Origin of the sequence: Microbacterium sp. NPDC077663, from assembly GCF_044542795.1 — a bacterium.
Classification (GTDB): Bacteria; Actinomycetota; Actinomycetes; order Actinomycetales; family Microbacteriaceae; genus Microbacterium.
In genome coordinates, this window is the sequence record NZ_JBITVE010000003.1 from 624,331 (window position 1) to 649,572 (window position 25,242).

General features: G+C 70.9%; 28 protein-coding genes. 11 read left to right on the forward strand and 17 right to left on the reverse strand.

Features of this window, described 5'->3' with window-relative positions; translation table 11 throughout:
- Positions 1 to 225: 225 nt before the first annotated feature.
- Positions 226 to 927, forward strand: a complete 702-nt coding sequence (locus tag ACIGEP_RS15675) for a hypothetical protein (RefSeq protein WP_396662620.1) — start codon at positions 226 to 228, stop codon at positions 925 to 927.
- Between the two features lies 1 nt (position 928).
- Positions 929 to 1,561, forward strand: a complete 633-nt coding sequence (locus ACIGEP_RS15680; protein ID WP_396662555.1) for a hypothetical protein — start codon at positions 929 to 931, stop codon at positions 1,559 to 1,561.
- Positions 1,562 to 1,579: 18 nt separating this feature from the next.
- On the opposite strand, the gene ACIGEP_RS15685 is transcribed toward ACIGEP_RS15680, so the two are convergent.
- The gene (locus tag ACIGEP_RS15685) at positions 1,580 to 2,203 is read right to left on the reverse strand and encodes a TetR family transcriptional regulator C-terminal domain-containing protein (RefSeq protein WP_396662556.1); all 624 of its coding nucleotides are present in this window, start codon (positions 2,201 to 2,203) and stop codon (positions 1,580 to 1,582) included.
- Positions 2,204 to 2,269: 66 nt separating this feature from the next.
- On the opposite strand from ACIGEP_RS15685, the gene ACIGEP_RS15690 reads away from it, so the two are divergent.
- Genes ACIGEP_RS15690 through ACIGEP_RS15705 form a run of 4 tightly spaced genes read left to right on the forward strand, consistent with a single transcriptional unit; the run spans position 2,270 to position 7,813 of the window.
- Positions 2,270 to 3,304 carry an agmatine/peptidylarginine deiminase gene (locus ACIGEP_RS15690; RefSeq protein ID WP_396662557.1) on the forward strand — a complete coding sequence of 345 codons (1,035 nt, stop codon included), beginning with the start codon at positions 2,270 to 2,272 and terminating at the stop codon, positions 3,302 to 3,304.
- On the forward strand, positions 3,301 to 5,013 hold the full coding sequence (locus ACIGEP_RS15695; RefSeq protein WP_396662558.1) for an amidase: 1,713 nt from the start codon (positions 3,301 to 3,303) through the stop codon (positions 5,011 to 5,013). The genes ACIGEP_RS15690 and ACIGEP_RS15695 overlap by 4 nt, the downstream gene beginning before the upstream one ends.
- Positions 5,010 to 6,371, forward strand: coding sequence for a pyridoxal phosphate-dependent decarboxylase family protein (locus ACIGEP_RS15700; protein WP_396662559.1), 1,362 nt, complete (start codon positions 5,010 to 5,012; stop codon positions 6,369 to 6,371). Before ACIGEP_RS15695 ends, ACIGEP_RS15700 begins: the two co-directional genes overlap by 4 nt.
- A 59-nt stretch (positions 6,372 to 6,430) precedes the next feature.
- Positions 6,431 to 7,813, forward strand: coding sequence for an aspartate aminotransferase family protein (locus tag ACIGEP_RS15705; protein ID WP_396662560.1), 1,383 nt, complete (start codon positions 6,431 to 6,433; stop codon positions 7,811 to 7,813).
- 15 nt (positions 7,814 to 7,828) lie between these two features.
- Here ACIGEP_RS15705 and ACIGEP_RS15710 read toward each other — a convergent pair whose 3' ends face one another.
- The 3 genes from ACIGEP_RS15710 to ACIGEP_RS15720 are packed head-to-tail and all read right to left on the reverse strand — an operon-like array spanning position 7,829 to position 12,014.
- Entirely contained in the window at positions 7,829 to 10,684 is a 2,856-nt protein-coding gene (locus tag ACIGEP_RS15710) for an FtsX-like permease family protein (protein ID WP_396662561.1), read from the reverse strand.
- Positions 10,681 to 11,400: an ABC transporter ATP-binding protein gene (locus ACIGEP_RS15715; protein WP_366222497.1), complete on the reverse strand. Its 720-nt coding sequence runs from the start codon at positions 11,398 to 11,400 to the stop codon at positions 10,681 to 10,683. The genes ACIGEP_RS15710 and ACIGEP_RS15715 overlap by 4 nt, the downstream gene beginning before the upstream one ends.
- Complete coding sequence (locus tag ACIGEP_RS15720; RefSeq protein WP_396662562.1) at positions 11,397 to 12,014, reverse strand: PadR family transcriptional regulator; 618 nt, start codon at positions 12,012 to 12,014, stop codon at positions 11,397 to 11,399. Before ACIGEP_RS15720 ends, ACIGEP_RS15715 begins: the two co-directional genes overlap by 4 nt.
- Before the next feature lie 93 nt (positions 12,015 to 12,107).
- Here ACIGEP_RS15720 and ACIGEP_RS15725 point away from each other — a divergent pair, with 93 nt between their 5' ends.
- On the forward strand, positions 12,108 to 12,689 hold the full coding sequence (locus tag ACIGEP_RS15725) for a DUF1992 domain-containing protein (RefSeq protein ID WP_396662563.1): 582 nt from the start codon (positions 12,108 to 12,110) through the stop codon (positions 12,687 to 12,689).
- Here the strand turns inward: ACIGEP_RS15725 and ACIGEP_RS15730 are convergent, their stop codons facing one another.
- The 3 genes from ACIGEP_RS15730 to ACIGEP_RS15740 form a co-directional block, all read right to left on the reverse strand.
- Positions 12,690 to 13,673, reverse strand: a complete 984-nt coding sequence (locus ACIGEP_RS15730; protein ID WP_396662564.1) for a Gfo/Idh/MocA family protein — start codon at positions 13,671 to 13,673, stop codon at positions 12,690 to 12,692.
- Between the two features lie 166 nt (positions 13,674 to 13,839).
- On the reverse strand, positions 13,840 to 14,997 hold the full coding sequence (locus ACIGEP_RS15735) for a cystathionine gamma-synthase (protein ID WP_396662565.1): 1,158 nt from the start codon (positions 14,995 to 14,997) through the stop codon (positions 13,840 to 13,842).
- Positions 14,994 to 15,983 carry a pyridoxal-phosphate dependent enzyme gene (locus ACIGEP_RS15740; RefSeq protein ID WP_396662566.1) on the reverse strand — a complete coding sequence of 330 codons (990 nt, stop codon included), beginning with the start codon at positions 15,981 to 15,983 and terminating at the stop codon, positions 14,994 to 14,996. Before ACIGEP_RS15740 ends, ACIGEP_RS15735 begins: the two co-directional genes overlap by 4 nt.
- A 231-nt stretch (positions 15,984 to 16,214) precedes the next feature.
- On the opposite strand from ACIGEP_RS15740, the gene ACIGEP_RS15745 reads away from it, so the two are divergent.
- Positions 16,215 to 16,766: a flavin reductase family protein gene (locus ACIGEP_RS15745; RefSeq protein WP_396662567.1), complete on the forward strand. Its 552-nt coding sequence runs from the start codon at positions 16,215 to 16,217 to the stop codon at positions 16,764 to 16,766.
- Between the two features lie 35 nt (positions 16,767 to 16,801).
- Here the strand turns inward: ACIGEP_RS15745 and ACIGEP_RS15750 are convergent, their stop codons facing one another.
- A complete protein-coding gene (locus tag ACIGEP_RS15750) occupies positions 16,802 to 17,308 on the reverse strand; it encodes a MarR family winged helix-turn-helix transcriptional regulator (protein ID WP_396662568.1) in 507 nt (168 codons plus the stop codon).
- Positions 17,309 to 17,344: 36 nt separating this feature from the next.
- The gene (locus ACIGEP_RS15755) at positions 17,345 to 17,569 is read right to left on the reverse strand and encodes a hypothetical protein (protein WP_396662569.1); all 225 of its coding nucleotides are present in this window, start codon (positions 17,567 to 17,569) and stop codon (positions 17,345 to 17,347) included.
- A gap of 110 nt (positions 17,570 to 17,679) precedes the next feature.
- Here ACIGEP_RS15755 and ACIGEP_RS15760 point away from each other — a divergent pair, with 110 nt between their 5' ends.
- The gene (locus ACIGEP_RS15760; protein ID WP_396662570.1) at positions 17,680 to 17,835 is read left to right on the forward strand and encodes a hypothetical protein; all 156 of its coding nucleotides are present in this window, start codon (positions 17,680 to 17,682) and stop codon (positions 17,833 to 17,835) included.
- Between the two features lie 33 nt (positions 17,836 to 17,868).
- Entirely contained in the window at positions 17,869 to 18,222 is a 354-nt protein-coding gene (locus ACIGEP_RS15765) for a hypothetical protein (RefSeq protein ID WP_396662571.1), read from the forward strand.
- A 209-nt stretch (positions 18,223 to 18,431) separates the two neighbouring features.
- On the opposite strand, the gene ACIGEP_RS15770 is transcribed toward ACIGEP_RS15765, so the two are convergent.
- Complete coding sequence (locus ACIGEP_RS15770; RefSeq protein WP_396662572.1) at positions 18,432 to 18,755, reverse strand: ATP-dependent DNA ligase; 324 nt, start codon at positions 18,753 to 18,755, stop codon at positions 18,432 to 18,434.
- 61 nt (positions 18,756 to 18,816) lie between these two features.
- Here ACIGEP_RS15770 and ACIGEP_RS15775 point away from each other — a divergent pair, with 61 nt between their 5' ends.
- Entirely contained in the window at positions 18,817 to 19,146 is a 330-nt protein-coding gene (locus ACIGEP_RS15775; RefSeq protein ID WP_396662573.1) for a hypothetical protein, read from the forward strand.
- A gap of 27 nt (positions 19,147 to 19,173) precedes the next feature.
- On the opposite strand, the gene ACIGEP_RS15780 is transcribed toward ACIGEP_RS15775, so the two are convergent.
- The 7 genes from ACIGEP_RS15780 to ACIGEP_RS15810 all read right to left on the reverse strand — a co-directional run bounded on the left by ACIGEP_RS15780 (position 19,174) and on the right by ACIGEP_RS15810 (position 25,240).
- Entirely contained in the window at positions 19,174 to 19,731 is a 558-nt protein-coding gene (locus tag ACIGEP_RS15780) for a Dps family protein (RefSeq protein ID WP_396662574.1), read from the reverse strand.
- 105 nt (positions 19,732 to 19,836) lie between these two features.
- Entirely contained in the window at positions 19,837 to 20,067 is a 231-nt protein-coding gene (locus ACIGEP_RS15785) for a hypothetical protein (RefSeq protein ID WP_396662575.1), read from the reverse strand.
- Between the two features lie 69 nt (positions 20,068 to 20,136).
- Positions 20,137 to 20,454 carry a hypothetical protein gene (locus ACIGEP_RS15790; RefSeq protein ID WP_396662576.1) on the reverse strand — a complete coding sequence of 106 codons (318 nt, stop codon included), beginning with the start codon at positions 20,452 to 20,454 and terminating at the stop codon, positions 20,137 to 20,139.
- A 92-nt stretch (positions 20,455 to 20,546) separates the two neighbouring features.
- Positions 20,547 to 20,843 carry a hypothetical protein gene (locus tag ACIGEP_RS15795; RefSeq protein ID WP_396662577.1) on the reverse strand — a complete coding sequence of 99 codons (297 nt, stop codon included), beginning with the start codon at positions 20,841 to 20,843 and terminating at the stop codon, positions 20,547 to 20,549.
- Between the two features lie 333 nt (positions 20,844 to 21,176).
- Complete coding sequence (locus tag ACIGEP_RS15800; protein WP_396662578.1) at positions 21,177 to 21,986, reverse strand: lytic transglycosylase domain-containing protein; 810 nt, start codon at positions 21,984 to 21,986, stop codon at positions 21,177 to 21,179.
- Positions 21,987 to 22,076: 90 nt separating this feature from the next.
- Positions 22,077 to 22,760 (reverse strand): response regulator, encoded by a 684-nt coding sequence (locus ACIGEP_RS15805; RefSeq protein ID WP_396662579.1) that lies wholly within the window; start codon positions 22,758 to 22,760, stop codon positions 22,077 to 22,079.
- A complete protein-coding gene (locus ACIGEP_RS15810; RefSeq protein ID WP_396662580.1) occupies positions 22,757 to 25,240 on the reverse strand; it encodes a DUF4118 domain-containing protein in 2,484 nt (827 codons plus the stop codon). The genes ACIGEP_RS15805 and ACIGEP_RS15810 overlap by 4 nt, the downstream gene beginning before the upstream one ends.
- Positions 25,241 to 25,242: the final 2 nt, after the last annotated feature.

The following is a 25,242-nucleotide window of genomic DNA, read 5'->3' on the forward strand; positions in this document are numbered from 1 at the left end:
GTCGACCGGCTGGGGAGTTCGGTGACCACGCCGACGCCACCGGCATCCATCCCCTCCCGAAGACAGCCGTTCCCGTCGGGTCGAGACGTCGCAGATGGTCGCGCGACGGGCGGCGAGACGACCATCTGCGACGTCTCGCGAGCGCGGGCGGAATGGGGCGTTCTCCCCATCGCGCTCGGGGGGTCGCGCTCACTAGCGTCGGTGGCGGAGGTGGTTCCCGTGGGGATGATGTTGCCCAATGAGCTGATCTGGATCATGGACAAGATGGGGCTGGAGTGGCCCGACATCGACGAGGACGAGGTCCACAAGGCGGCCGATCTCGTGCGCGGCTATCGCGATGACATGGAGTCGATCATCCAGGCCGTCGACAACCGTGTGAACGGCGACCTGGCCACGGCGCTGCAGGGGAACGCCGGCACGGCGCAGGTCGAGGGGTGGAACCGCAACCGTTCCGACAACATGCAGAAGCTCCTCGACGTGCTCGGCCCCGCAGCGACCGGGATCGACATCGCGGTCGGCATCGTCCTGGCGATGAAGATCAAGGTGATCGCCGAGGTGACCCTGACCCTGATGCAGCTCGTCCCGTTGCTCGCCGCAGGTCCCTTCGGAGCGGGCGGCGCGGCGGTGCTGCTGCTCGCACGCAAGAAGCTGCTCGCGATGGCGATGGAGGCGACGCTCGAGCAGGTCATCAACGAAGTGCTTCCGCTCGCGGTCGAGCCGCTCGTCGAGCAGGTCCCGGTGATCGTCATGGCCCTCATGGACGCCCCCGTCGTGGAGGGCGCCATCGGCGACGTGGATGAGTTCGAGGCCGACCTCGAGGCCCTCGAGGCCGCGGCCGACGAGATGGACGCGCAGGCCGTCGACATCGAGGACCGCACGGATCGGCTGCTCGCCGACCTCGCCAACCTGCAGATCTCGGGAGACTGACATGACGATGAAGAAGCTCATGCGCGAGATCGTCGATGCCGTCGACGGTGCCGGCCGCGAGTTCAAGAAGGGGTTCGGCAGCGCGTTCCGCAAGCGCGGCGGCAAGCATCGCGCCGACGCCGCTCGCATCCGGGGGACGGATCGGCGCAACAGCGCCGACGCCGGCCGGCACCGGCGCGACGCGCCGGTCACCAGCCACGCGAAGAAGTACGACATGCTGACGGACGTCACGCGCGGGCGTGAGCAGCTCGGCCGCACCGGCCGCCACGCCGCACCGGATTACGACGTCGCGCGCGACCTCGGGACCTCGGTCGGCCAGGCGGTGCGGGAGACCCCGCGCGACGTGCTGAAGGAGGTGCTCGGCACCCCGAAGAAGGTTCCCGGGCAGGTCGTAGAGGAGCTGTACGAGGACGCCATCGGGCAGGACAACCCCGATGCCTACGGTCAGACGAGCAGCGGTGACATGGAGTTCCTCGCCCCCGCCGGCGAAGCGGCCGAGCTGCGCCGACTGAGCCGGGGCGCGCTCGAGGAGCGCTTCGATCTCCCGCCCGGCACGCTGGACGGCGCGACGTTCGAGGTCCGCCCCGTCCCCGGGACGAACTTCGTCACCCTCGACATCTCTCGCCCCGACTGACCGGGGCCCGGCCCGCGGTCAGGGGTGCAGCGCGTCGGCGGGTACGCCGAGCAGCGCGGCGAGTGCGCGTCGCGTCAGGTCGGTGCGCGTGGGATCGTCGCGCCAGCGGACGAGGCCCTGCGCACCGAGGCCGTCGATGATCGCGAGCAGGTGCCAGGCGATCGCGTCGGCGTCGACGGTGGCGAACTCGCCGCGCTTGCGGCCGCGCTCGATCTCGGCGGCGAGCGCCCGCTGCCACGCGTCCATCTCGGCGCGCACCCGGATGGCGAGCTGCTCGTTGCGGGTGCCGAGCGCCCACCCCTGCACCCAGACGAGCGTGACGGCGCTCGGCTCCTCGCCGAAGACGGTGTCGAGCAGGATGCCGAGACGCGCCGTCGCGGCATCCGTCACCCTCATCGCGGCCCGTACAGTACGAAGCTCGTCGGCGACGACGGCGCCGAAGGCCTCGGCCACGAGGACGTCCATCCCGTCGGCGTGGTGCGCGACAAGCCCGGCGGCCACTCCGACGCGGGCGGCCACCGCCCGCAGGGTCACGGCGTCGAGGCCCTCCTCGAGGGCGATCTCCCGCGCCGCGGCGGCGATCTCGTCGCGGCGCTCGGCCGGGGTCTTGCGCGTCCGGTGCGCGATTGACGCCTGTGACATGGACTCGATAGCCTCCCCTTGTTGATCAAACGATCAATAAGCTACCCGACACCCGAGGGAGACGCCATGGCCTGGCGGATGCCGAGCGAGACCACCCCGCACGAGCGCACGTGGATGGCGTTCCCCCGTGCGGGTCTCACCCTCGGCGACACCGACGCCGAGCGCGAGGAAGGCTACGCGACGTGGAGCGCCGTCGCCGCCGCCGTCGCCCGGTTCGAGCCGGTCACGATGGTCGTCGACCCGACCGAGACGGCGCGGGCGCGCCGCATGCTGCCCGCGGACGTGACGCTCCTCGAGGCCCCGGTCGACGAGTACTGGATGCGGGACCACGGCCCCACCTTCGTCGTCGACGACGAGCGCCCCGGCGTCCTCGGCGCGGTGGACTGGATCTTCAACGGCTGGGGCGCCCCGGACTGGGCGCAGTGGCAGGACTCCGCCGCGCACGCCCGCCTGATCGCCGGCGAGGTGGGAGCGGAGCTCGTCTCGTCGATGCTCGTGAATGAGGGCGGCGGCATCCACGTCGACGGCGAGGGGACCGTCCTGCTCACTGCGACGGTGCAGCTCGATCCGCGCCGGAACCCCTTCGCCGACCGCGCGCGCGTCGAGGCCGAGATGGCGCGCACCCTCGGCGCCACGACGCCCGTCTGGCTGAGCCGCGGCCTGACCCGTGACTACGACGACTTCGGCACCAATGGGCACATCGACATCGTCGCGACGATCCCCTCGCCCGGCCGCATCCTGCTGCACGACCAGCGCGACCCCGCCCACCCCGACCACGCCGTCACCGCGCAGCTGCGCTCCGAGCTCGAGGAGCAGACGGATGCCGCCGGTCGCCGCTTCGAGATCGTCTCGCTCCCCGCACCCGAGACCCTCACCGACGCGCACGGTCCGGTCGACTGGAGCTACGTCAACCACCTCGTCGTGAACGGCGGCGTCATCGCGTGCGGGTTCGGCGAGGAGCGCGCCGACGCGCAGGCGCGAGCGATCCTCGCCGAGGCCTACCCGGGCCGCGAGATCGTCACGGTCGACGCCCGTGGCCTGTTCGCCCGAGGCGGCGGCATCCACTGCATCACGCAGCAGCAGCCGGCGGTGACCGCGTGATCGACGTCGTCGAGGCCTCGATCGCCGACCTCCGGACAGCGCTGGAGTCGGGCGAGACCACCGCGGTCGAGCTCGTCGACGCCTACCTCGCGCGCATCGACGCCTACGACGGGCCCGAGACCGCGACGGCGCTGGGCGCCGTGGTCGTGCGCAACCCCGAGGCGCGCGCCGAGGCGGCGGCCTCCGACGCCCGTCGCGCGCGCGGCGAGAGCCTCGGGCCGCTCGACGGGATTCCGTACACGGCCAAGGACAGCTACCTCGTGCGCGGCCTGACCGCCGCCGCCGGCTCGCCCGCCTTCGCCGACCTGGTCGCGCAGCGCGACGCGTTCACCATCGAGAGGCTGCGCGCCGCGGGCGCGATCTGCCTCGGACTCACGAACATGCCGCCGATGGCGAACGGCGGCATGCAGCGCGGCGTCTACGGGCGCGCCGAGAGCCCGTACAACGCCGAGTGGCTCACCGCGCCGTTCGCGTCGGGCTCGTCCAACGGCTCGGGCACGGCGACGGCCGCGAGCTTCGCCGCCTTCGGGCTCGGGGAGGAGACCTGGTCGTCGGGCCGAGGCCCCGCCTCGAACAACGCCCTGTGCGCCTACACCCCCTCTCGCGGGGTCGTCTCGGTGCGCGGCAACTGGCCGCTCGTGCCGACGATGGACGTGGTCGTCCCGCACACCCGCACGATGGCCGACCTGCTCGAGGTGCTCGAGGTCATCGTCGCCGACGACCACGAGACCCGGGGAGACTTCTGGCGCGTGCAGCCGTGGGTCGACCTGCCCGCCGCCTCCGCAGTGCGGCCGGCGTCGTACCCTGCTCTCGCGGAGGGTGCGTCGCTCGCAGGGGTGCGTCTCGGCATCCCGCGGATGTACATCAACGCAGACCCGGATGCCGGAACCGGCGCCGGCATCGGGGGCCCCACCGGTCGGCGCATCGAGACCCGGGAGTCGGTGCTCGAGCTGTGGCGTGCGGCGCGGGCCGACCTCGAGGCCGCCGGGGCGACCGTCGTCGAGGTCGACTTCCCCGTCGTTAGCCGCTACGAGGGCGACCGGGCCGGGGCACCGACGATCGCGGACCGCGTGCCGGAGGGATTCCTGCAGCGCGAGATCGTCGACCTGTCGGCATGGTCGTGGGACGACTTCCTGGCCGCGAACGGCGACCCCGCCCTCTCGACGCTGGCCGACGTCGACGGCGCCACGATCTTCCCGCATCCGCCGGGGGCCCTGCCCGACCGCTACACCGGCTTCGACGACGACATCGCCGAGTACCCGGACTGGGTGCGCGCCCACCCCGGCGCCGGCCTGGACGACATGCCCGAGCTCGCCGACGGCCTCCGCGCCCTCGAGCGCATCCGCCGCACCGACCTCGAAGAGTGGATGGATGCCGCCGGCCTCGACGCCGTCGTCTTCCCCGCGGTCGCCGACGTCGGCCCCGCCGACATGGACGTGAACCCCGCCTCCGCCGACCTCGGCTGGCGCAACGGCGTCTGGATCGCGAACGGCAACCTCGCGATCCGGCACCTCGGCATCCCCACGGTCACCGTCCCGATGGGCACGATGGCCGACACCCGGATGCCGGTGGGCCTCACGATCGCCGGGCGCGCCTACGACGACACCTCCCTGCTGCGCCTCGGCGTAGCCTTCGAACGTCTGGGGTCCCGCCGGACCCGACCGCCGCGCACTCCCGCGCTCCCCCGCACCATCTCGGAGAACCGATGACCCAGCCCGCCCGCATGCACGACGTGACCGACGAGACCCGTCAGATCGTCGACCTCGTCCTCGACTACTCGCGCCAGCGCCTTCTCACCGACGACAATCCGCTCGACAAGCCGCTGCCACCCGCCGAACTCGCCCGCCTCGCGGGTGTGACGATCACCGAGCAGGGCATCGGTGCGCGCAAGGCGCTGGGGGTGTTCGAGCACGTGCTCGCGCCGGCGTGCATCACGACCGACGACCCGCGCTACCTGTCCTTCATCCCGAGCGCCCCGTCGAAGGCGGCCGCCGCGTTCGACCTCGTCGTGTCGGCGAGCGCGCTGTACGGCGGGTCGTGGCTCGAGGGCGCGGGCGCCGTCCACGCCGAGAACGAGGTGCTGCGCTGGCTCGCCGGGGAGTTCGGCCTCCCGGCGACGGCGGGCGGCGTGTTCGTGCAGGGCGGCACCCTCGGGAACCTCTCGGCGCTCGTCGCCGCGCGGGAGACCGCGCGGGAACGCGGCATCCGTCCCGACCACTGGCGCGTCGTCTGCTCGGCGGAAGCGCACTCGTCGATCGCATCGGCGGCGCGCGTCATGGACGTCGAGGTCGTGCCCGTCGCGCCGGATGCCGGTGGCGTGCTGCACGGCGACGCGGTGCGCGCCGCCCTCGAGGAGCACGGCGACAGCGTCTTCGCGGTGGTGGCGACGGCCGGCTCGACGAACTTCGGGATCGTCGACGACATCGCCTCGGTGGCCGAGGTCACCCGCGAGTTCGGTGTGTGGTTGCACGTCGACGGCGCCTACGGGCTCGCCGCCGCGCTGTCGCCCGAGGCGCGTCACTACTTCGCCGGACTCGAGCACGCCGACTCGCTCATCGTCGACCCGCACAAGTGGCTGTTCGCCCCGTTCGACGCCTGCGCACTGCTGTACCGCGACCCCGAGCTCGGCCGCCGGGCGCACACCCAGCACGCCGAGTACCTTGACACCCTCACCGAGACGAGCGACTGGAGCCCGTCCGACTTCGCGGCGCACCTCACCCGCCGCGCCCGCGGCTTGCCGCTGTGGTTCTCGCTCGCCACCTACGGCGCCGAGGTGTACCGCGAGGCGATCACCTGCTCGATCTCGCTCGCCGAACGCATCGCCGCCGAGATCGAGTCCCGCGACGAGCTCGAGCTCGTGCGCCGCCCGCAGTTGAGCGTCGTGGTCTTCGAGCGGCGCGGCTGGAGCAAGGACGACTACACGGCCTGGTCGAACCGCCTCCTCGACGACCAGCACGCCTTCGTCACGCCGTCGGGCCACGCCGGCCGCACGAACGCCCGCTTCGCGATCCTCAACCCCCGCACGACGTTCGAGGACCTCGTCGGGATCCTGGACACCATGCGCTGACACGATGCGCTGACAGGCGGCATCCGCCCCACCCCACCCACGACGTACCGGAGGAACCCATGGCACCATCCGAGACCGACCTGCAGGCGATGGCCCGCGACCACCTGTGGCTGCACTTCGCGCGACAGTCCGTGATGACCGAGGGATCGGGCGTCCCGATCATCGTCAAGGGCGAAGGCCACCACATCTGGGACGCGGGCGGCAAGAAGTACATCGACGGGCTCTCGGGGCTGTTCGTCGTCGCCGCCGGCCACGGCCGCGCCCGCCTCGCGCAGGCGGCGGCTCGACAGGCCGAGGAGCTCGCCTTCTTCCCGATCTGGTCGTACGCCCACCCGTCGGCGATCGAGCTCGCCGACCGGCTCGCGCACCTCGCGCCCGGCGACCTCAACCGCGTGTTCTTCTCCACGGGCGGCGGCGAAGCGGTCGAGACCGCCTTCAAACTGGCCAAGCAGTACTGGCGTCTGCAGGGCAAGCCGACCAAGCACAAGGTGATCTCGCGCTTCATCGCCTACCACGGCACCCCGCAGGGGGCTCTCGCGATCACGGGACTGCCGGGCATGAAGTCGATGTTCGAGCCGGTGACCCCCGGCGGATTCCGGGTGCCCAACACCAACTGGTATCGCGCCGCCGAGCAAGGCTTCACGGGCACGACGCCCGAGGAGTACGGCATCTGGGCGGCCGACCGCATCGAGGAGGCGATCCTCTTCGAGGGCGCCGACACGGTCGCGGCGGTGTTCCTGGAGCCGGTGCAGAACTCGGGTGGATGCTTCCCGCCCCCGCCCGGGTACTTCCAGCGTGTTCGCGAGATCTGCGACCGTCACGACGTGCTGCTCGTGTCGGACGAGGTGATCTGCGCGTTCGGGCGCCTCGGGGAATGGTTCGGCGCCGATCGGTACGGCTACCAGCCCGACATGATCACCTTCGCGAAGGCGGTCACGAGCGGGTACTCGCCGCTGGGCGGCACGATCATCAGCGACCGCATCCACGAGCCCTTCGCACACGGGACGACCTCGTTCCCGCACGGGTACACGTTCGGCGGGCACCCGGTGTCGACCGCGGTCGCGATGGAGAACCTCGATATCTTCGAGGAGGAGGGCCTGCTGCAGAACGTGCGCGAGAACTCCCCCGCCTTCCGCGCGTCGCTCGAGCGTCTGCTCGACCTGCCGATCGTGGGCGACGTGCGCGGCGACGGCTACTTCTTCGGCATCGAACTGGTCAAGGACAAGGCGACGAAGGAGACCTTCGACGACGCCGAGTCCGAGCGGCTGCTCCGCGGCTTTCTGTCGAAAGCCCTCTTCGACGCGGGACTCTACTGCCGGGCCGACGACCGCGGCGACCCCGTGATCCAGCTCGCCCCGCCGCTGACCATCGGCCCTGCGGAGTTCGACGAGATCGAGGGGATCCTGCGGAGCGTGCTCACCGAGGCATCCGCTCGCCTGTGAATCATCGAGCCGGGCTCACGCGATGACGTTGCGTCGCGTGAGCTCGGGCTCGCGCGGCGGCACGAGCCAGTTGACGAGCGCGATGCCGAGCGGCAGGGCGAGCGCCAGCGCCCCGAGCAGCCACCACGGGATGTCGGCCAAGTCCATCGGTTCGTAGGAGGTCTGCGATTGCAACCAGAACCCGATCGGCGGAAGGATGCCGGCGGCGGCCCCCGCGAACGTGCCGAAGCCGGCGATCACGAGCCCCTGCCACAGGCCGATGCGCCGCCGGAGGCCGGGTGTACCGCCGACGGCGGCGAGGGTCGCGTCGTCGGGCCGCCGCTCGAAGCGCGCGAGGCCGAGGGCGACGGCGCTCGCACCGAGGACGAGCACCGCGACGGCGGAAAGGAGGGGGACGAGCCAGACGGCGGCGCTGGTGGGACCGGTCTCCCGCCACATCGAGACCTGGTACTCGTCGGTGTCGAACCCTTCGGCGAGAGCGTAGAGACGATCTTGCGAGTTCACGTCGGAGCCCTCGGGGAACACAGCGAGCACCTGCCGGGACACCGCCGTGACGCCCCACTCACGAGCGGTCGCGGGGGCGATGGCCGCGACGATGTTCTGGTGGGGCGCAGCCACCGAGAGTGCCGTCGCCGTGCGCTCCCACTGCCGGTCGGCGGTCTCCTCGTCCGCCCAGATGTTGCTCGGGGTGGTGCCCTCGTAGGCATCACGGGCACTCCAGGCGGCCACGTCGACCTGGCCGTCCGTGATGTAGCGGTCGTCGGCGACGATGACCGCTCCCGCGGCGTACGCGGCGCGTTGATCCGTGGTCAAGGTGACCCCCATCGCCACGTCGAGATCGTCCGCTGCCACGACGGAGAGGTTGTCGGTCGCGTTCCCGGTATAGACGAACCCGCGGGAGCCTTCCTCGTCGGGAGACACCAGTGACCGAGCCGGCGCGACGAGCATCACGTGCTCCAGATCAGCCGGGATGTCGTCCACGGACTCGGCGAAGTAGAGCGGTTGTTCCGCACTCACGACACCGATCGCCGTCGCTCCGGAAGAGGTGAAGAGCTGGTCGACCGACTCCGCCGCATCCTGAGCATCGTCCGCGGCCAGAAGGGGATCGCCCATCGCGGAGATGTCCGCGACGACCGTGCCCACCGGAGCACTGTAGGTGTAGTTCCGCGCGGACTGCTCGGCCGACATCATGCCCATGGCCACGGCGAACACACCGACGAACACCGTGGCACCGATCGCGGCGAAGGCGGGGACGGTGCGCGCCCCGTTCGCGACCGCATCCCTCGATGCCAGCCGGGCGGCCAGCCCGACCTTCGAGAGCAGACGGGATGCGAGCCAGAGCAGCCACCGGCCGGAGACGAGGATGCCGACCTGCGCGAGGATGGGGCCTCCGATGATCCCCACGGTGGGGATCCATCGCAGCGGCGAGTCCCAGGGAATCGTGTCGCTGATCGAGATGGCGCCCGCCGCGACGCCCGAGACGATGGTGACCGCCACACCGATGACGATCAGGACAGACCCCCACAGAGGCCGCACCGCCGTGACCGTCATGGGCCGCCGCGCCCCGCGCAGCGCGGTGATGGTGTCCGACCTGCCGACCGTGCGCGCCGGCACCCACGCCGATGCGGAGCCGACGAGGACGGCGAAGATCAGCACGCCCGCGAGAAGCAACCACGGCACATGGAATCCCCAGAACATCGTCGCGGATCCGTTGTCGAGGAGGCGCATGAGGACCCCAGCGCCGCCCACGCCGACGGCGAGGCCCACGCCCCCGGCGACGAGACCGAGCACCGCCCCCTGAAGGAGGACGATCCGACGCAGGTCGCGGGGCTCGGCACCGACGCTCGCGGCGATCGCGAGGGCGCGCTGCTGGCGGCGGGCGCTGACGGCGAAGGCCGCACCGGCGAGCATGACGACCATGTACCCGGCTGCCAGGCCGCCGCCCCCTACACCTGCCGCGAGGGCGAGCTCGCGCTGCCGATCCTGTTCCGCGGTGGTGGATATGGAGAAGTCATCGAACGGCCGCTCGAACGGGGGCGGGTCGAGGACGAGATCTCGCGCGTACACGCCGAACCCCGCCGCGTTCAGAGCGCTCAAGCGCACCGAATCGATGTCGGCGTCGGGCAGGAACGAGCGGATCGGGCTGTATCTTCCTGCATCGCAGAACGCGAGCACGAGATCGGCGTCGGCGGCGGTGGCATCGTCGAATGTTCCTGAGACGGTGACGCGTTCACCGTCGGTGAGGGTCAGCGTGCCCCCGATCGTCAGCCCCGCTCGCTCGAGCACGGCGGGTGTCACGACGACCTCCCCATCATCGGACGGAGCTCGACCGTCGGTGAGCGCGTACGCGCCCTCGAACCTGTCGTCCGTCACGTCCCCCGCGAGGGCTCGCACGCGAGCGTTTCCGGCGACCGTCTCGATCCGCTCCTCCCCGAACGAGACCGGCACGACCTCGGTCCCCGGCGCGAGCGCAGCCGTCGGATCCGAGGGAAGCTCCGCCGTACTCGACCCGTCGGAGCCGCCCCACTGCGACGCGTTGCCGTACTCGTAGGGGTCATCCGGCTTCTGCCAGAATCCGGACTCCGCCGGCCACAGGGGCTCGACCCAAGCCGACATCCGCCCCAGCTCCACCATCACGCGCTCCGCGGGGGTGGCGAACGTGCTGGAGACCATGACCGCCACCCCCGCCATCCCGGCGATGGGCAACGCGATGAGCGACATGATCAGCAGCGACGACACCCACGTCCGGCGCACCTGACGCCGGGCGATGCGCACCGAGACCCGCAGGCGCGCCGTGCGCGAGGGCTTCGGGCGCTCCGTGCGGCGGCGGGCACCGGCATCCGCTCGGGGCCGGTCCTGCACGGCGGTCATCGCGCGTCCGACAGGAGGGCGTCGGCGCCGCGGCGCTGCGACTCGTCGACGATGCGGCCGTCGCGGAGGAAGACGATGCGGTCCGCCCACGCCGCGTGCCGCGGCTCATGGGTGACGAGGATGCCGGCGGCCCCTTGATCGACGCGGTGGCGGATCATCTTCATGACCGCCTCCCCCGTGACGGAGTCCAGCGCACCCGTCGGCTCGTCGGCAAGGATCAACCGGCGACCACCGACGACCGCGCGGGCGATCGCGACGCGCTGCTGCTGACCTCCCGACAGGTCGTCGGGGTAGGAGTCGAGCTTGTCCTCGAGCCCGACCGACGCGAGCGCATCCCGACCCGCACGGCGTGCCACCCGGGCTCGGAAGCCGTCGAGCTCCAGCGGCAGCGTCACGTTCTCGACCGCCGTGAGGGTCGGGATGAGATTGAAGTCCTGGAAGACGAACCCCAGGGAGCGCCGCCGTAGCTGCGCCAGATCGCGACGTGTCGCCGTCGAGAGGTACGTCCCCTCGACGACGACTTCGCCGCTGGTGGGCTTCTGCAACCCGCCCGCGATCGACAGGAGCGTGGATTTGCCCGAACCGGACGCTCCCATGATCGCGACGAGCTCACCCTTGTCGACCGTCAGATCGACGCCCGACAGTGCCGAGACGCTCGTCTCGCCCTCGCCGTACTGCTGTGTGACCCCCACCAGCTGCAGGACGGCGGCGCTCATCGAACGACCGCCTCAGTGGTGCCCGTCTCGGATCGGGCAGGCCTTCCCCGCTTGGGCGTCTCGGTGGACAGCTCCAGCCCCATCGTGCGATGAGGATGCCGGGCGAGCCGCTGCTCGGTGTGGTCGAGCCATCGCACCTCGGCCTCGGCGGAGAAGATCATCGAGTCGACGACGAGGGACCACGCGAGCTCCTCGGGACCGTCGGGGTTCGCACCCGCGTACTTGGCGCGGTTGAGCTCCTGCAGCTGCCGCAGCGACGCGGAACGCTGGCGCTGGATCACCGCCGCCAGGTCGACGCCCGGCAGCGTCGCGGCGACGGCGAGCTTGATCGCCAGCTCGTCGCGGGTGCCCTGGGACCGCTCGACGGGAGCGTCCAGCCATACCCGGACCTCGGCGGATCCGGCATCCGTGATCTGCCAGTAGACGTGACCCTGCTCGTCGACCTCGCCCTTCTCGACGAGGCCGTCGCGCTCGAGGCGGTCGAGGGTGTTGTAGATCTGGCCCACGTTGAGGGGCCAGGTCGATCCGGTGCGGCGGTCGAACTCCGCGCGCAGCTGGTAGCCGTAGCAGGGACCCTGTTCCAGGATCGCCAACAGGCTCGAACGTACCGACATCGGAACTCCTTGCTGCATACCGGGTATGTGTTTTCTGAGTATATGCATACCCGGCAACACCCCTACAAGATCGACGCGCCGTACCCTGGATGAATGGCCGATGACCGCGGCATGGACGACGACCCCCGCCTGAGGGCGGCGCGCTACCGCGTTGATCGGGCCGCGCGCGAGCATGGCGACGCGCCGCCCGCCGAGCCCGAGCGCCATGCCGGCACCCCCACCGGGACCGAACGCGCCATGTACGTCGAGACGGCCATCCAGCAGGCGATCCGCCGCGGCGACTTCGACGACCTGCCCGGCGCCGGCAAGCCGCTCGAGGGCCTGAACGGTTCGCACGACCCGGACTGGTGGATCAAACGCAAGATCCAGACCGAACAGCTGTCGGGACTCGGGCCGCCCGCCCTGCGGCTGCGCATCGAGCACGCCGAGTTCGAGGAGCGGGTCGACGCCTTCCACCGGGAGGAGGACGTCCGCGAGTACACGGAGGACTTCTCCCGCCGCGTCAACGAAGCGCGCCGGCAGCTGCAGGGCGGACCGCCCGTGGTCACGCCGACGCGCGACCCCGACGAGGAGGTCGCCGCGTGGCGCGCCCGGCGCGCAGAGCGGGCCGCGGCATCCGCTTCGTCGGTGGAACCCGGACGGCCCGCGCGCCGGTGGTGGCGGCGCGCACGCTGATCAGTCGATGCCGCCGCGCCACTGCGCGAGCAGCCGAGCGATCGTGCGGGTCTGCTCCCATGGGATCTCCGGCGCCTCGGTGCGCCCCTCACGGAGCGCGCGGATCGTGGCATCCGCCTCGGCCGCCATCGGCTGCACCGTCGGCACCTCGATCTCCTCGCGCGTACCGTCGGTGCGGATGAGCGTCGCCGTCTCAGTGCTGTCGGTCCGGCTTCCCCACACGTTGGGGATCTCCAGGCTCGCCTCTCGCCCGACGATGCGCGTCAGCCGCGGCAGGTCGTGCACGATCGCGGTGCGGATGTTCGCCGAGGCGCCGCCGAGGTCGATGGATGCCGCGGCGCTCACGTCGACGCCCGTCTCGCCGATCGTGCCGGCGACCGCCCGCACGGCCAGTCCCTCGAGGTCGCGACCCGTCCAGGCGGCGACGCCGACGACCAGCGACAGGGGGTAGCACCCCACGTCGAGGATCGCTCCTCCCGCCGTCGCGGGGTCGAACAGCCTGCCCGTGTGGGAGCCGGCAGCGAAGCCGAGCGACGACTCGACCTCGACGATCTCGCCGAGCCCGCCGCCCTCGAGGAGCTCCCGAAGACGGTCGGCGAACGGCCCGAACCGGTACTTGAACGCCTCGACGAGCGGGAGTCCGGCGCGTCGGGCCGCGGCGATCGCGGCATCCGTCTCGTCGGGATCGACACCCAACGGCTTCTCGCACAGCACCGCCTTTCCCGCGGCGAGCGCCTGATGTACGAGATCCACGTGCGTGGTGTGGACCGTGCCGATGTAGACCGCGTCGATGTCGTCGCGGTCCAGGATCTCGTCGTAGGTGCCGACGACCGGCGCCCCGAAGGCCGCGGCGAACTCCTCCGCACGCGACACCTCGCGCGCACCGACAGCGTGGAGTCGCCCGAGTTCCGACGCCGGCAGCGCGCGCGCGAAGTCCCCGCTGATCGCCCCGGCCCCGAGGATGGCCCATTTCGCGTGTGTCATGCCGCCACGCTATCGCCGCGCGGGAACCTCGCCCCGGCCGAACAACGGAGATTCGTGCCGACGCGCCGCACCACGACCCACCGATGCAGCGAGCCGCCGAGGATCTCCGCCGTTGCGCACCCCGCGGACGGATCGACCGCCGTGCCGTCGACGGCCGGCCGACGGGTCAGGCCCGCAGGGCCTGCTCGACGTCGGCGAGCAGGTCGTCGATGTCCTCGATGCCCACGGACAGTCGGACGACCTCGACGGGCACCGCCGCCTCGGTGCCGCGGACGGAGGCATGGGTCATCGCGTCGGGGTAGTTCACGAGTGACTCGACGCCGCCGAGCGACTCGGCCAGCGTGAACAGCTGCAGCGACTCGGCGAAGCGGCGCGCCGCCTCACCCGACTCGAGCGCGAGCGAGACGATGCCGCCGAAGCCCGCCATCTGCCGCGATGCGAGCTCGTGCCCGGGGTGCGAGGCGAGGCCCGGGTAGTAGACCCGCGCAACGCGGTCATGTCCGTCGAGGAAGGATGCCACGGCCATGCCGTTCTCGCTGTGCTGGCGCATGCGCACCGCGAGCGTCTTGATCCCGCGCGTCGTCAGCCACGCGTCGAGCGGCCCCGACACCGCCCCGACTGCGAACTGCAGGAAGCCGATCTTCTCGGCGAGCGCGTCGTCGTTCAGCACGAGCGCGCCGCCGACGACGTCGGAGTGACCCCCCAGGTACTTGGTCGTGGAGTGCACGACGACGTCGGCTCCGAACGAGAGCGGGCGCTGCAGCGCCGGCGTCGCGAACGTGTTGTCGACGACGACGAGCGCGCCGGCACCGTGGCCGATCTGGGCGAGGCCCGCGATGTCGGTGATGCGCAGCAGAGGGTTGGAGGGGGTCTCGACCCACAGGATGCGGGGCGCCCGCTCGGCGACGGCCGCTCCGACGGCGTCGAGGTCGCTCATGTCGACGACGCGCAGCGTCACTCCCCAGTCGCCGAGGACACGGGAGATGAGGCGGAACGTGCCGCCGTAGACGTCGTTGCCGAGCAGCACCTCGTCGCCGGGTCGGAGGACGGCGCGCAGAAGCGCATCCTCAGCGGCGAGCCCGGAGGCGAAGGAAAGAGCGTGCGCGCCGCCCTCGATCGCGGCGAGCTGCGTCTGCAGCGCGGTACGGGTCGGGTTGCCGCTGCGGCCGTACTCGTAGCCGCCGCGCAGGCCGCCGATGCCGTCCTGCGCGTAGGTGGTCGAGAAGTGGACGGGCGGGATGACGGCACCCGTCACCTCGTCGGGCTCCTGACCGGCGTGGACGGCGAGGCTGGCGAATCCGCGTGCGGAGGACTGTGCGCTCATGCGAGGCTCCCGGTGATGTCGGTGGCGGGGGCGACGGAGAAGCCGTGTTCGGTCATCCAGCCGTCGTCGTAGATCTTGCTGAGGTAGCCGCGACCGTGGTCGGGCAGGAGGACGACCATGACGGCATCCGCGGGCAGGTCGCGCGCGACGCGGAGCGCCGCCACGACCGCCATGCCCGAGGATCCGCCGACGAGCAGCCCCTCCTCACGCGCGAGACGGCGGGTCATCGCGAACGATTCGGCGTCCCCGACCCTCTCGTAGCGGTCGACGACGGTCGGGTCGAACGTGGCGGGCATGAAGTCCTCGCCGACACCCTCGACGAGGTATCCGTGGATGTCGCCGCCGGAGTAGATGGAGCCTTCGGGGTCGGCGCCGACCACCGCGACCGCGCCGGAGCTCGCCTCCTTGAGGAAGCGCCCGGTGCCGCTGATCGTCCCGCCCGTGCCGACCCCGGCGACGAAGTGCGTCACGCGGCCGTCCGTGTCGCGCCAGATCTCGGGGCCGGTGGTCTCGTAGTGACCGCGGGGGCCGTTGAGGTTCGCGAACTGGTTGGGCTTGAAGGCGCCGGGGATCTCGGCGGCGAGCCGGTCGGAGACGCTGTAATACGAGTCGGGATGCTCGGGCGGGACGCTCGTCGACGTCATCACGATCTCGGCGCCGTAGGCCTTCAGGACCGCGACCTTCTCGCCGGCGAACTTGTCGGGCACGACGAAGATCATGCGATAGCCGCGCTGGAGGGCGACGAGGGCGAGCCCCACCCCGGTGTTGCCGCTCGTGGGCTCGACGATCGTGCCGCCGGGCCCCAGGAGCCCGTCACGCTCGGCGGCGTCGATGATGTTCCGCGCGATGCGGTCCTTGGCCGAACTGCCGGGGTTGAAGTACTCCACCTTGGCGAGGACGGTGGCGGCGATGCCCTCGGTGACGCTGTTCAGTCGGACGAGGGGGGTGTTGCCGACGAGGTCGGCGATGGAGGTGGCGTAACGCACGGATTCTTCCTGACGGGATGCCGCGCTCTCAGAGGCGCGGAAGCTGATGGGGTCGCGGGAGTCGCCGGGTAACCGGCGGTCAGCGACGACAACAGCGAAGGGTCAGCACCCGATCAGCGTACCGGACGCCCGGCATCCGTGCCCGGCCGGCATCGTCGTCATCTGGCGCAACAGGGCGAAAGGTTCGGACACATGACCCTCGCACCCGCCGCGCGACCGTAGGTTCGATGTATGACATCCCCCGCACACGCCGCTCCGGGTGATCAAGGACCCGCCGCTTCGGGGCTCGGCGAGTCACTGTCGCCAGAGGAGTTCAAGGCCGTCTTCCGCGGGCACCCTGGCGGTGTCGCCGTGATCACCGCCGATGCCGGTAACGGCCCGGTCGCCTTGACCGCCACCTCGGTGTCGTCGGTCAGCGCCGACCCTCCGCTTTTGATCTTCTCGGTGTCGGCACAGTCGTCGGCGGCCCCGGTGCTCGCGGCGGCCGAGACCCTCGTCGTCCACCTGTTGGACGCGGACGACCTTCGCCTGGCGGAGATCGGTGCGACCAGCGGGATCGACCGCTTCGCCGAACTCCCCTGGTCACGCCTCGTGACCGGCGAGGCGGTCTACCACGGTGTCCGCGCGTGGGTGCGGTGCGCCGTGATCGACCGGATGGATGCCGGCGGCTCGACGGTCATCGCCGCGCACGCCCTGCAGGCGAACATCGACCGCGAGTCGACGTCGCCGCTCGTGTACCACAACCGCACGTGGCACCGTCTGGGGCCGGACACCGCGATCTGAAGCGACCCCTCGCGTCCGGTGACCCGGGGGACGGTTCAGCCGCGACGGGCGAGATCGTCGAGCGTGGCGGCGATACGACGGATGGTGTCCGCCGTCACGCTGGCCGCCTTCTCGTCGAGACTGTCGATCACCGACACGACGGCTCCGTGGTGGGCGCCGTACACCTCGTCGACCAGATCCGCCGCCGACTCCGTGGGCACCAGATAGTGCGCGCGACGGTCGGAGGGGTGCTGCTCGCGGAGGACGTATCCCTTGCCGACGAGGCGTTCGATCACATTCGTGACCGTCGCGCTCGAGGTTCCGAGCATCACGATGATGTCCTTGGGGCTGACCTCGCGCTCTTCGCGCTGCGCCTGCACCAGGTACCGCAGCGCGGCGAGGTCGATGCCGCCGAGACCTGAGATCCGCTGCGACCGGTCGGCCTGCACCTGCTCGGCGTGACGGAGTTCGAGGATGGCGTTGCTCAGTTCTCGCCCGGCGGTCGACTGCGGCTGCGCAGCGTAAAGGTGGGTGTGCTCGTGTCGCACGATGGACTGAGGCATGTCAACTCCTCGGCTCGGGACGACTGTCCGACATCTTCATCCGATCGCCGCCCGAGCCTCTGCGGCGTCCGAATACTTCCCCACCAGGCCGCCCACGTGATCTCGGGCGATCCATTCGGTGGCGTTCTGTTCGACGGTCCCGAGGAACGCGCCGTGGGTGCTGCCGACCCAGAAGCCCGCCTCGACCTCGTGCCACGTCGCGATCGTGTCGCGAACGTCCACAGAGTCGTACGAGTCGAGCACCTCCATCGACTTCACCACCTTACATGTCCGAATCTGTGACAGTTTCTGTCCTTCTCGGATTCAATGATAGACAAGAGATGTGAAATCTACTAGATGTATTGTTTAGCTAGTAATTCAGGAACGGAACGATGACTCCCACACCCGCTCACCCCATCCCGGCGCCCTTCACCGCGCTCGGGGTCACTCTCATCCCTGAGCAGCGCACGGGGTGGCGGGCGATCATCCTCGATTCGCTTTCACGACAGCGGCCCCACCGGTCCACGGCCCGGCCCGCCCACCACTGACCCACTCACCACGACACACACCAGGAGAACGTCATGGGAAGCCTCTACTACGGGAACCTCGATTCCCCCATCGTCATGCCGGACCGCATCCTCGCCCATCTCGCCGCCGTCGCGACGACCAAGCTGCGGCGCAGCGAGAGTTTCGTCGTGTCTTGGAAGGGGACGGGCGCGGACGGCGAGGGTCGCACGACCCTCTGGTTCCAGCCGTCGATCCCGCTCCGCTTCGTCTACGACCAGGCGGCCGCGATCCCCCTCAACCCCGCGACGCTGCGCGAGATGGCGGACCAGGCCACCTCGAACGGTGGGCTCGTCCTCGACGCCGATCTGGACATCCCCGAGATCTCCGCCGCGCGTCCCGATACGCGTCGCCCGGTGGCAGCCGCGTGAGCCACCCCGACCTGACCGACGACGCGGACGCCTACGAGGACGCCCTCGCCGCCGATTTCACCGAACGCTTCGGGACCCCGCCCCTCCTGGTGTGATTTCGAGCCGAGACCCCCACAGTGCCGCCCCGCCCGCCGACCCCCCACGGCGCGGGGCGGCATCTTTTTTCCCGCTGGAACGGCTTACCACGGTCGGCGACCGTCACGTCGAGGTCAGACGGCGCTCTCGACCTCGCCGGGATCGGCCGGCTCCGGCACGAGGTGGAGGCCCGCAGGCGAGTTGGCCGCGTACATGAGCGCTTCGGACCATGCGCGGTTGATGCGCGACTGGCGGCTGCCGTAGTACTTGAACACCAGCGACGCGTGAGGGTGGAGCCAGACGGAGGTGCGGCCCTCGCCGATGCTCTTGTCATCGCGCCATGTGAAGTGGAAGGACTCGCCACGGCGAAGCTTGTTGCCGATCACCTGCTGGAGGTGGGCAAGGGTGCGATCCTCGAAGTCCACCTTGATGGAATCCTCATAGATGAACTTGCCCACTGCGGCCTCCTCGTCGTGTCATCGCGGAGTCGCGACGGTCTCGTCCCATTATGGTGGCCCCATGGGCGTGATCTACTACGGCAGCTCGGCGACACCGATCCGGATCGCGGATCGCGCACTCGCACACCTGAAGATCGTGATCGCCACCAAGCTGCGCCGCTCCGAGGCGTTCACGCTGTCGTGGCGGCATCCCGACGGCGACTCCCCCGGCCGGACGACCATCTGGCTCCACCCTGCGATCCCTCTCCGGTTCGTCTTCGACGAGCCCGAGGCACCGACGCTCAACCGCGAGTGGATCGAGGAGCTCGCAGCCTCCGCCAACTCCTCCGGCGGCATCCAGCTGCTGCCCGCCATGTTCGACGACGAGCACGAGGGCCGCATCACGGAGTGACGCGGCCCTCGCAGGTTCTCCGGCGGATCAGCGAGGCGTGCGGTTCTCTGCGCTGATCATCCAGGCGAACTGCTCGAGGCTCTCGAGGATGCCGTGCAGGATGTCGGCGCTCGTGGGGTCCTCGTCGTCGACCTCGTCGTGCACGTCACGGCACGTCCCGATCGTCGCCTCGAGGCGCTCCGTGACGAGGTCGATCACGTCCGCGGTGAGCACCTCGCCGTGGGGGAACTCCGGCAGCGTCGTGGTCTCGGCGACCGTGTCGCTGCGTCCATCGGGCACGGCGTGCAACGCCCGCATCCGCTCGGCCACGGTGTCGCTGAACTCGCGCGCAGCGTCGATGATCTCATCGAGCTGGAGGTGGGTGTCGCGGAAGTTCTTGCCGACCACGTTCCAGTGCGCCTGCTTGCCCTGGATGGAGAGCTCGAGGAGGTCGACCAGGACGGCCTGCAGGTTGTCGCTGAGCTTCTGCGACGCGGTGAATCCACGCTCCGCGTTCTGCTCCTCCGTCAGCTGAGCACCCGACTTGGCGGGGCGACGCTTGTTGCGGGTCGCCGAGGTCGCGGACTTCGTCTCTGTTGTCGTCATGACACATCCTTCTTTCTCGAACGGGGTCAGTGCCACGCTATGCCGGCACGGCGGACAGGGACATCGGGTTGCGCAGCCGACGACCCCGGTGATAGCCGGAACGCGTCAGGCGCCGAGGCGTGAGAGGGCGGCGCTCATCTCCTCGTCGGAGAGCGTCATGCCGGCGTCCTTCACCCGGCGTTCCAGCAGAAGACGGGCATCGGCGCCGTCCTGGCCGGCGAGATCCGCCTGGCACTGGGCGATGATCCCCTCGAGTTTTTGGCCGTCGTCGGCGGAGTTCTGTGACATCGAAGGGCCGGACTGGAAACCGTTTCGGGCATCGTTCGCGTCGCTCATCCCCCGAGTCTGGCTGCGGGGACCGACGCGTGTCATCCCCTTGACCGTCACCGGCACCGGGGATACGCCTCAGATGGAGCGCTGCCGGTCCGGGTGGATGCGGGGCCCGCGCCAGGACGGCGGCAGCCCGTCGGGGTCGGGATCGTCGAAAGCGGGCGCCTGACCGTCGACGGGCGGGTCCTGGGGTTCCGGCACGGGGATCACCGCGATCGGCACGCCCGGGGTGAGGAGCAGGTATGCGGGCCGCGGACTCCCCTCGCCGTCGTTGACGGCGAGCCAATGCTGACCGGCGGCCATCCCCTCCTGGATCTCCCGGTGCACCTCATCGACGGTGCGATTCCCGATGCTGTACCACTGCCCGCCGTACGAGATGTCGATGCGGTTCATCGGGGCTCCTCGGTCGTGGACGGACGTCAAGCATTCAGCATGCGACGAATCCGCCGACGAGTCACGATCTTGACAGTGGACGAGGCGGGGTATTAGTCCTGCAGGGCAGCCAGCGGCGGTCGGTGCGCGATGGGCTTCGGCTTGACCCGGCGCGGCGTGGCCGCGGAGAGGTGTCGGAGCGCTCCCCGCAGAAGCTCATCCACCGTCGGATACCAGGCCGTCCCGCGGGTGAAGTAGACCCATGTGACGTCGTAGCCGCCGTCGTCCGCCGCCTCGACGTAGGCCAGCAGACTCGCCGCATCCGATGCGGCGACCGACGAGTCGCACAGCCGCCACGCGGATGCGGACAGCGGCTGGAGGATCAATCTCCCGACAGGATCGTCACTCACGGTCGCACCTCCGGATGTAGCGTGTTCGCAGATCGTCCTCGACCTGCTCGCGAGCGGACCCCCTCGCGAGAGCCACCTTCTCCCCGTGGGCAGGCCGCACCGAGGGGCTTGACACCATCCGGGACGCGGGTTACCCGGTTCGGATAGCAGATGGTCGACCGCGGCGTCAATGCCCCCGGGGCCTCGGCTCTGCTCGCCTAGCGTTGATCGCGCAAGGTACGTAGGCGGACGGTCGAGACGAGAGGTGTTCGGGTCACCGATTTTTTCTCCCGCGCTTACAACGGGCCCCGGCGATCGGGCTTATCGCCGGGGCCCCCACCTTTCTCCGGGACCTCAGCCCTCGATCGCACTCAACTGTGCGTACTCGTTGGCACGCGTCGCGACGTCGTCGATGTACCGGGTCAGCGGGTTGTAGGTGAAGACGGCGTCGCGCCACGCGGTCTCCGACGCCATCGGGCCGGACCGGCAGAGGTATCGCGCGGCCGCCAGTGCCGCATCGTCGATGTGGTGGGGGTCACGCGTCCCGTCGGCGTCGCCGTCGGCGCCCCAGCGGCGCCAGGTCTCGGGGATGAACTGCAGGGGCCCGACAGCACGGTCCCACTCCTCGTCTCCGTCGAGCGCGCCGCCGTCGGTGTCGGGGATCGCCGCGACCCCGTCACCGTCGAGCCGCGGGCCGAGGATGCGGGGCGTCACCAGGCCGCTCTCATCGAGATGGGAGCCGCCGTACGCCCCGTGACGGGATTCCACCCAGCCGATCCCCGCGAGCGTGTTCCAGCCGATCTCGCACGCCGGTTGCTCGTGGGCGACGGTGAGGTCGGCCGCCGCATACGCGACGACCGCGCGACGGGGGATGCCGGTGGCCGCTGCGACACGGGACGCCCAGTCCGGATCGACGAGATCCACGGCGGGCGCTCGTGAGGGGTCCGCACCCGCCACGGCGAGCGCCGGCGGCGGAGTGTCGGCCCAGCGGGACGACACCGGCGGAAGCGGCACCCCGTCGGGCTCGGTAGGGGACGGAACAGACGGCAGACACGCGGCGAGCAGCACCACGACGGCGGCGGGTGCGACACCGATCCCGACGGCGAGCGCCGCGAGACGACCGCGCCGGACGCGCGGCGACGCGCGCCTGCGGCCTGCCGTCATGTGCGCCTCCCCGGTTCGATGCCCGGACCACGCTAACCGGTCCGTGTGAGGATCCACCGTGCGGGCCAGACCGCCCCGTCGAGGTCCGGATCAGAGCTCGAAGCGGTAACCCATGCCCGCCTCGGTGAGGATGTGGCGCGGCTGGGCCGGGTCGTCCTCGAGTTTGCGACGGAGCTGCGACACGTAGAGGCGCAGGTACCCGGTGTCGCTCACGTGCTCGCTCCCCCAGATGGACGTCAGGATCGTCTGCCGGGTGACGAGCTTGCCGGGGTTGCGCAGCAGGATCTCGAGCAGCTGCCACTCCGTCGGGGTGAGCCGCACCCGCTCGGTGTGCCCCGCAGACGTCCTGGTCACGCTCCGCGCAGCCAGGTCGACCGAGATCGAACCGAACTCGGTCACCGGGTCGGGCTCCTGTTGCGGGGCCCGACGGGTGAGGGCGCGGATGCGGGCGAGCAGCTCGTCGATCGAGAACGGCTTGGTCACGTAGTCGTCGGCACCCGCATCCAACGCGTCGACCTTGTCGGCGGCGCCGGTGCGCCCCGACACGACGAGGATCGGCGCCTCGGACCAGCCCCGGATCGCGTGGATGACCTCGATGCCGTCGAGCTGCGGCATCCCGAGGTCGAGCAGGAAGATGTCGGGGTGGTGGTCCACCGCAGCGGCGATCGCCTGGGCGCCGTCGGTCGCGGTGAACACCTCGTATCCGCGCGCCGCGAGGGTGATCCGCAGGGCGCGCACGATCTGCGGGTCGTCGTCGGCGATGAGGATCCTCACGCGTCCTCCTCCTCGCGGGCCAGCGGCAGCGAGACGACCATCGTCAGCCCGCCGCCCGGCGTGTCCTCGGGGGTGAGCGTACCGCCCATCCCCTCGACGAAGCCCTTCGAGAGGGCGAGGCCGAGACCGAGGCCCGTGCTGTTGTCGGTGTCGCCGAGCCGCTGGAAGGGGACGAAGACGTCGTCGCGACGCTCTGCGGGGATGCCGGGTCCGTGGTCGATGATCCGGATCTCGGCGGCCGGGCCGAAGCGGCTCGTCGCGATACGGACCCGCCGCCCCTCGGGCGAGAACCGCAACGCGTTGGCGAGGAGATTGACGATCACGCGCTGGAGGAGCACGGGATCGGCGCTGACCACGGCATCCGCATCGAGGTCGATGTCGACGGATGCCGGTCCGGCACCCACCTCCTCGAGAGCCGGGAGGACCGCGTCGGCCGGGTCGACGGGCTGCAGGGCGACGGCGAGCGCCCCGGCCTGCAGCCGGCTCACGTCGAGGAGGTCGGTGACGAGGGCGGCGAGCATGCCGAGCGACTCGGTGGCCGTCTGCAGCAGCTCCTCGCGGTCGCCGTCGGTGTAGGTGCCGCTGCGGAGTCCGCCGACGGCGGCGGTCGCCGCCGCGAGCGGACGACGCAGATCGTGGCTGAGGGCCGACAGCAGGGCGCTCCGCACCCGGTCCGACGCCTCGAGCGGAGCGAGACCGCTCGCGACCTCGGCCAGATCGGCGCGCTGCAGCGCGGCATCCAACTGCGCGACGATCGCGGCGAGCAGCCGGCGTTCCGAGGCCTGCAGGTCGTGTCCGTGCAGTTCGAGCACCGCACGATCCCCCACCGCGAGGGCCGTGTGCCGCCCGTCGCGCAGGGGCTCGCCGCTGGCTGCGAGTGTCGTCTCGCCCGACACGAGCCGCACACCGGCCAGGCGGAAGGCCTCCCGCGTCCGCTCGACGAGCGCTTCGACGGCCCCGCCGCCGCGGAGCACGCTGCCCGCCACCGTCTGCAGAAGCTCCGCCTCGGCGGCCGCACGGCGCGCGACGCGGGTCGTGCGGGCCGCGCGGTCGACGACGACACTGACGAGCACCGCGATGACGACGTAGAGCAGGAGAGCGAGGACCTCGCGCGGCGACTTGATCTGCAGCGTGTAGAGCGGGTCGACGAAGAAGAAGTTGAGGGTGAGCCCGCTCAGGACGGCCGCCCACAGCGCGGGCCACATGCCGCCGATGAGGGCGACCACCACGACGAGGAGCTGGTAGCTCAACACGTCGCTCGTGATCGATTCCGCGGAGTGGAACGACACCAGCAGCCACGTGAGCAGCGGCCCCGCCACGAAGGCGAGGACGAAACCCGCGACGCGGCGGCGCAGCGACAGCGCGCCCCCCAGTCGCGGGAGGGCAGACCGCCCGCCCGCGGCGGAATGCGTGACGATGTGGACGTCGATGTCGCCCGATTCGCGGATGACGGTGGCGCCGATGCCCGGCCCGGTGACGAGCGCCGCGAGTCGGCTGCGGCGGCTGACCCCGAGGACGAGCTGCGTCGCGTTGACCGACCGCGCGAACTCGACGAGAGCGGTCGGGACGTCCTCGCCGACGACCTGATGGAAGGTCCCGCCGAGTTTCTCGACGAGGGCACGCTGCTCGGCGAGGGCGCCGGGGTCGCCGCTGCGGAGACCGTCGTTGCTCGTGACGTGCACCGCGAGGAGCTGCCCGCCCGCCGACCGCGCCGCGATGCGGGCACCGCGACGCAGTAGGGTTTCCCCCTCCGGCCCGCCCGTGAGGGTGACGACCACCCGCTCGCGCGCCTCCCACCGGCTGTCGATGCCGTGCTCGGCGCGATACGAGGCGAGCGCTTGATCGACCTCGTCGGCCAGCCACAGCAGCGCCAGCTCGCGCAGGGCCGTGAGGTTGCCCAGGCGGAAGTAGTTCGACAGGGCGGCATCCACCCGCTCCGCCGGGTAGACGAGACCGCCCGCGAGCCGGTCCCGCAGCGCCTGCGGTGCGAGGTCGACCACCTCGACCTGATCGGCCGCCCGGAGCACCTGATCGGGGACGGTCTCGCGTTGCGGAGCGCCGGTGATCTGCTGGACGACGTCGTTGAGCGACTCGATGTGCTGGATGTTGACGGTCGAGATGACCGAGACGCCGGCATCCAACAGCTGCTGCACGTCCTGCCAGCGCTTCTCGTTCGCTGAGCCGGGCGCGTTGGTGTGCGCGAGTTCGTCGACGAGGGCGACGTCCGGATGCCGGGCGATCACACCGTCGAGGTCCATCTCGGTCAGCGTCACCCCGCGGTGAGCCACCTCGCGGCGGGGCACCTGTTCGAGCCCCTCCGTCATCCGTCGGGTCGCCGCGCGCCCATGGGTCTCGACGACGGCGATGACGACGTCCTTGCCCTCCGCCGCGAGGCGGCGCCCTTCTTCGAGCATCGTGTAGGTCTTGCCCACACCGGGGGCGGCGCCCAGCAGCACACGCAGCCGTCCGCGTCCCCCCACTG

What these genes read in the sequence shown, in the direction of transcription:
- ACIGEP_RS15675 (WP_396662620.1), top strand. Translation starts at nt 226, where the DNA reads ATGATGTTGCCCAATGAGCTGATCTGGATCATGGACAAGATGGGGCTG.
- ACIGEP_RS15680 (WP_396662555.1), top strand. Translation starts at nt 929, where the DNA reads ATGACGATGAAGAAGCTCATGCGCGAGATCGTCGATGCCGTCGACGGT.
- ACIGEP_RS15685 (WP_396662556.1), bottom strand. Translation starts at nt 2,203, where the DNA reads ATGTCACAGGCGTCAATCGCGCACCGGACGCGCAAGACCCCGGCCGAG.
- ACIGEP_RS15690 (WP_396662557.1), top strand. Translation starts at nt 2,270, where the DNA reads ATGGCCTGGCGGATGCCGAGCGAGACCACCCCGCACGAGCGCACGTGG.
- ACIGEP_RS15700 (WP_396662559.1), top strand. Translation starts at nt 5,010, where the DNA reads ATGACCCAGCCCGCCCGCATGCACGACGTGACCGACGAGACCCGTCAG.
- ACIGEP_RS15705 (WP_396662560.1), top strand. Translation starts at nt 6,431, where the DNA reads ATGGCACCATCCGAGACCGACCTGCAGGCGATGGCCCGCGACCACCTG.
- ACIGEP_RS15710 (WP_396662561.1), bottom strand. Translation starts at nt 10,684, where the DNA reads ATGACCGCCGTGCAGGACCGGCCCCGAGCGGATGCCGGTGCCCGCCGC.
- ACIGEP_RS15715 (WP_366222497.1), bottom strand. Translation starts at nt 11,400, where the DNA reads ATGAGCGCCGCCGTCCTGCAGCTGGTGGGGGTCACACAGCAGTACGGC.
- ACIGEP_RS15720 (WP_396662562.1), bottom strand. Translation starts at nt 12,014, where the DNA reads ATGTCGGTACGTTCGAGCCTGTTGGCGATCCTGGAACAGGGTCCCTGC.
- ACIGEP_RS15725 (WP_396662563.1), top strand. Translation starts at nt 12,108, where the DNA reads ATGGCCGATGACCGCGGCATGGACGACGACCCCCGCCTGAGGGCGGCG.
- ACIGEP_RS15730 (WP_396662564.1), bottom strand. Translation starts at nt 13,673, where the DNA reads ATGACACACGCGAAATGGGCCATCCTCGGGGCCGGGGCGATCAGCGGG.
- ACIGEP_RS15735 (WP_396662565.1), bottom strand. Translation starts at nt 14,997, where the DNA reads ATGAGCGCACAGTCCTCCGCACGCGGATTCGCCAGCCTCGCCGTCCAC.
- ACIGEP_RS15745 (WP_396662567.1), top strand. Translation starts at nt 16,215, where the DNA reads ATGACATCCCCCGCACACGCCGCTCCGGGTGATCAAGGACCCGCCGCT.
- ACIGEP_RS15750 (WP_396662568.1), bottom strand. Translation starts at nt 17,308, where the DNA reads ATGCCTCAGTCCATCGTGCGACACGAGCACACCCACCTTTACGCTGCG.
- ACIGEP_RS15760 (WP_396662570.1), top strand. Translation starts at nt 17,680, where the DNA reads ATGACTCCCACACCCGCTCACCCCATCCCGGCGCCCTTCACCGCGCTC.
- ACIGEP_RS15765 (WP_396662571.1), top strand. Translation starts at nt 17,869, where the DNA reads ATGGGAAGCCTCTACTACGGGAACCTCGATTCCCCCATCGTCATGCCG.
- ACIGEP_RS15775 (WP_396662573.1), top strand. Translation starts at nt 18,817, where the DNA reads ATGGGCGTGATCTACTACGGCAGCTCGGCGACACCGATCCGGATCGCG.
- ACIGEP_RS15780 (WP_396662574.1), bottom strand. Translation starts at nt 19,731, where the DNA reads ATGACGACAACAGAGACGAAGTCCGCGACCTCGGCGACCCGCAACAAG.
- ACIGEP_RS15785 (WP_396662575.1), bottom strand. Translation starts at nt 20,067, where the DNA reads ATGAGCGACGCGAACGATGCCCGAAACGGTTTCCAGTCCGGCCCTTCG.
- ACIGEP_RS15790 (WP_396662576.1), bottom strand. Translation starts at nt 20,454, where the DNA reads ATGAACCGCATCGACATCTCGTACGGCGGGCAGTGGTACAGCATCGGG.
- ACIGEP_RS15800 (WP_396662578.1), bottom strand. Translation starts at nt 21,986, where the DNA reads ATGACGGCAGGCCGCAGGCGCGCGTCGCCGCGCGTCCGGCGCGGTCGT.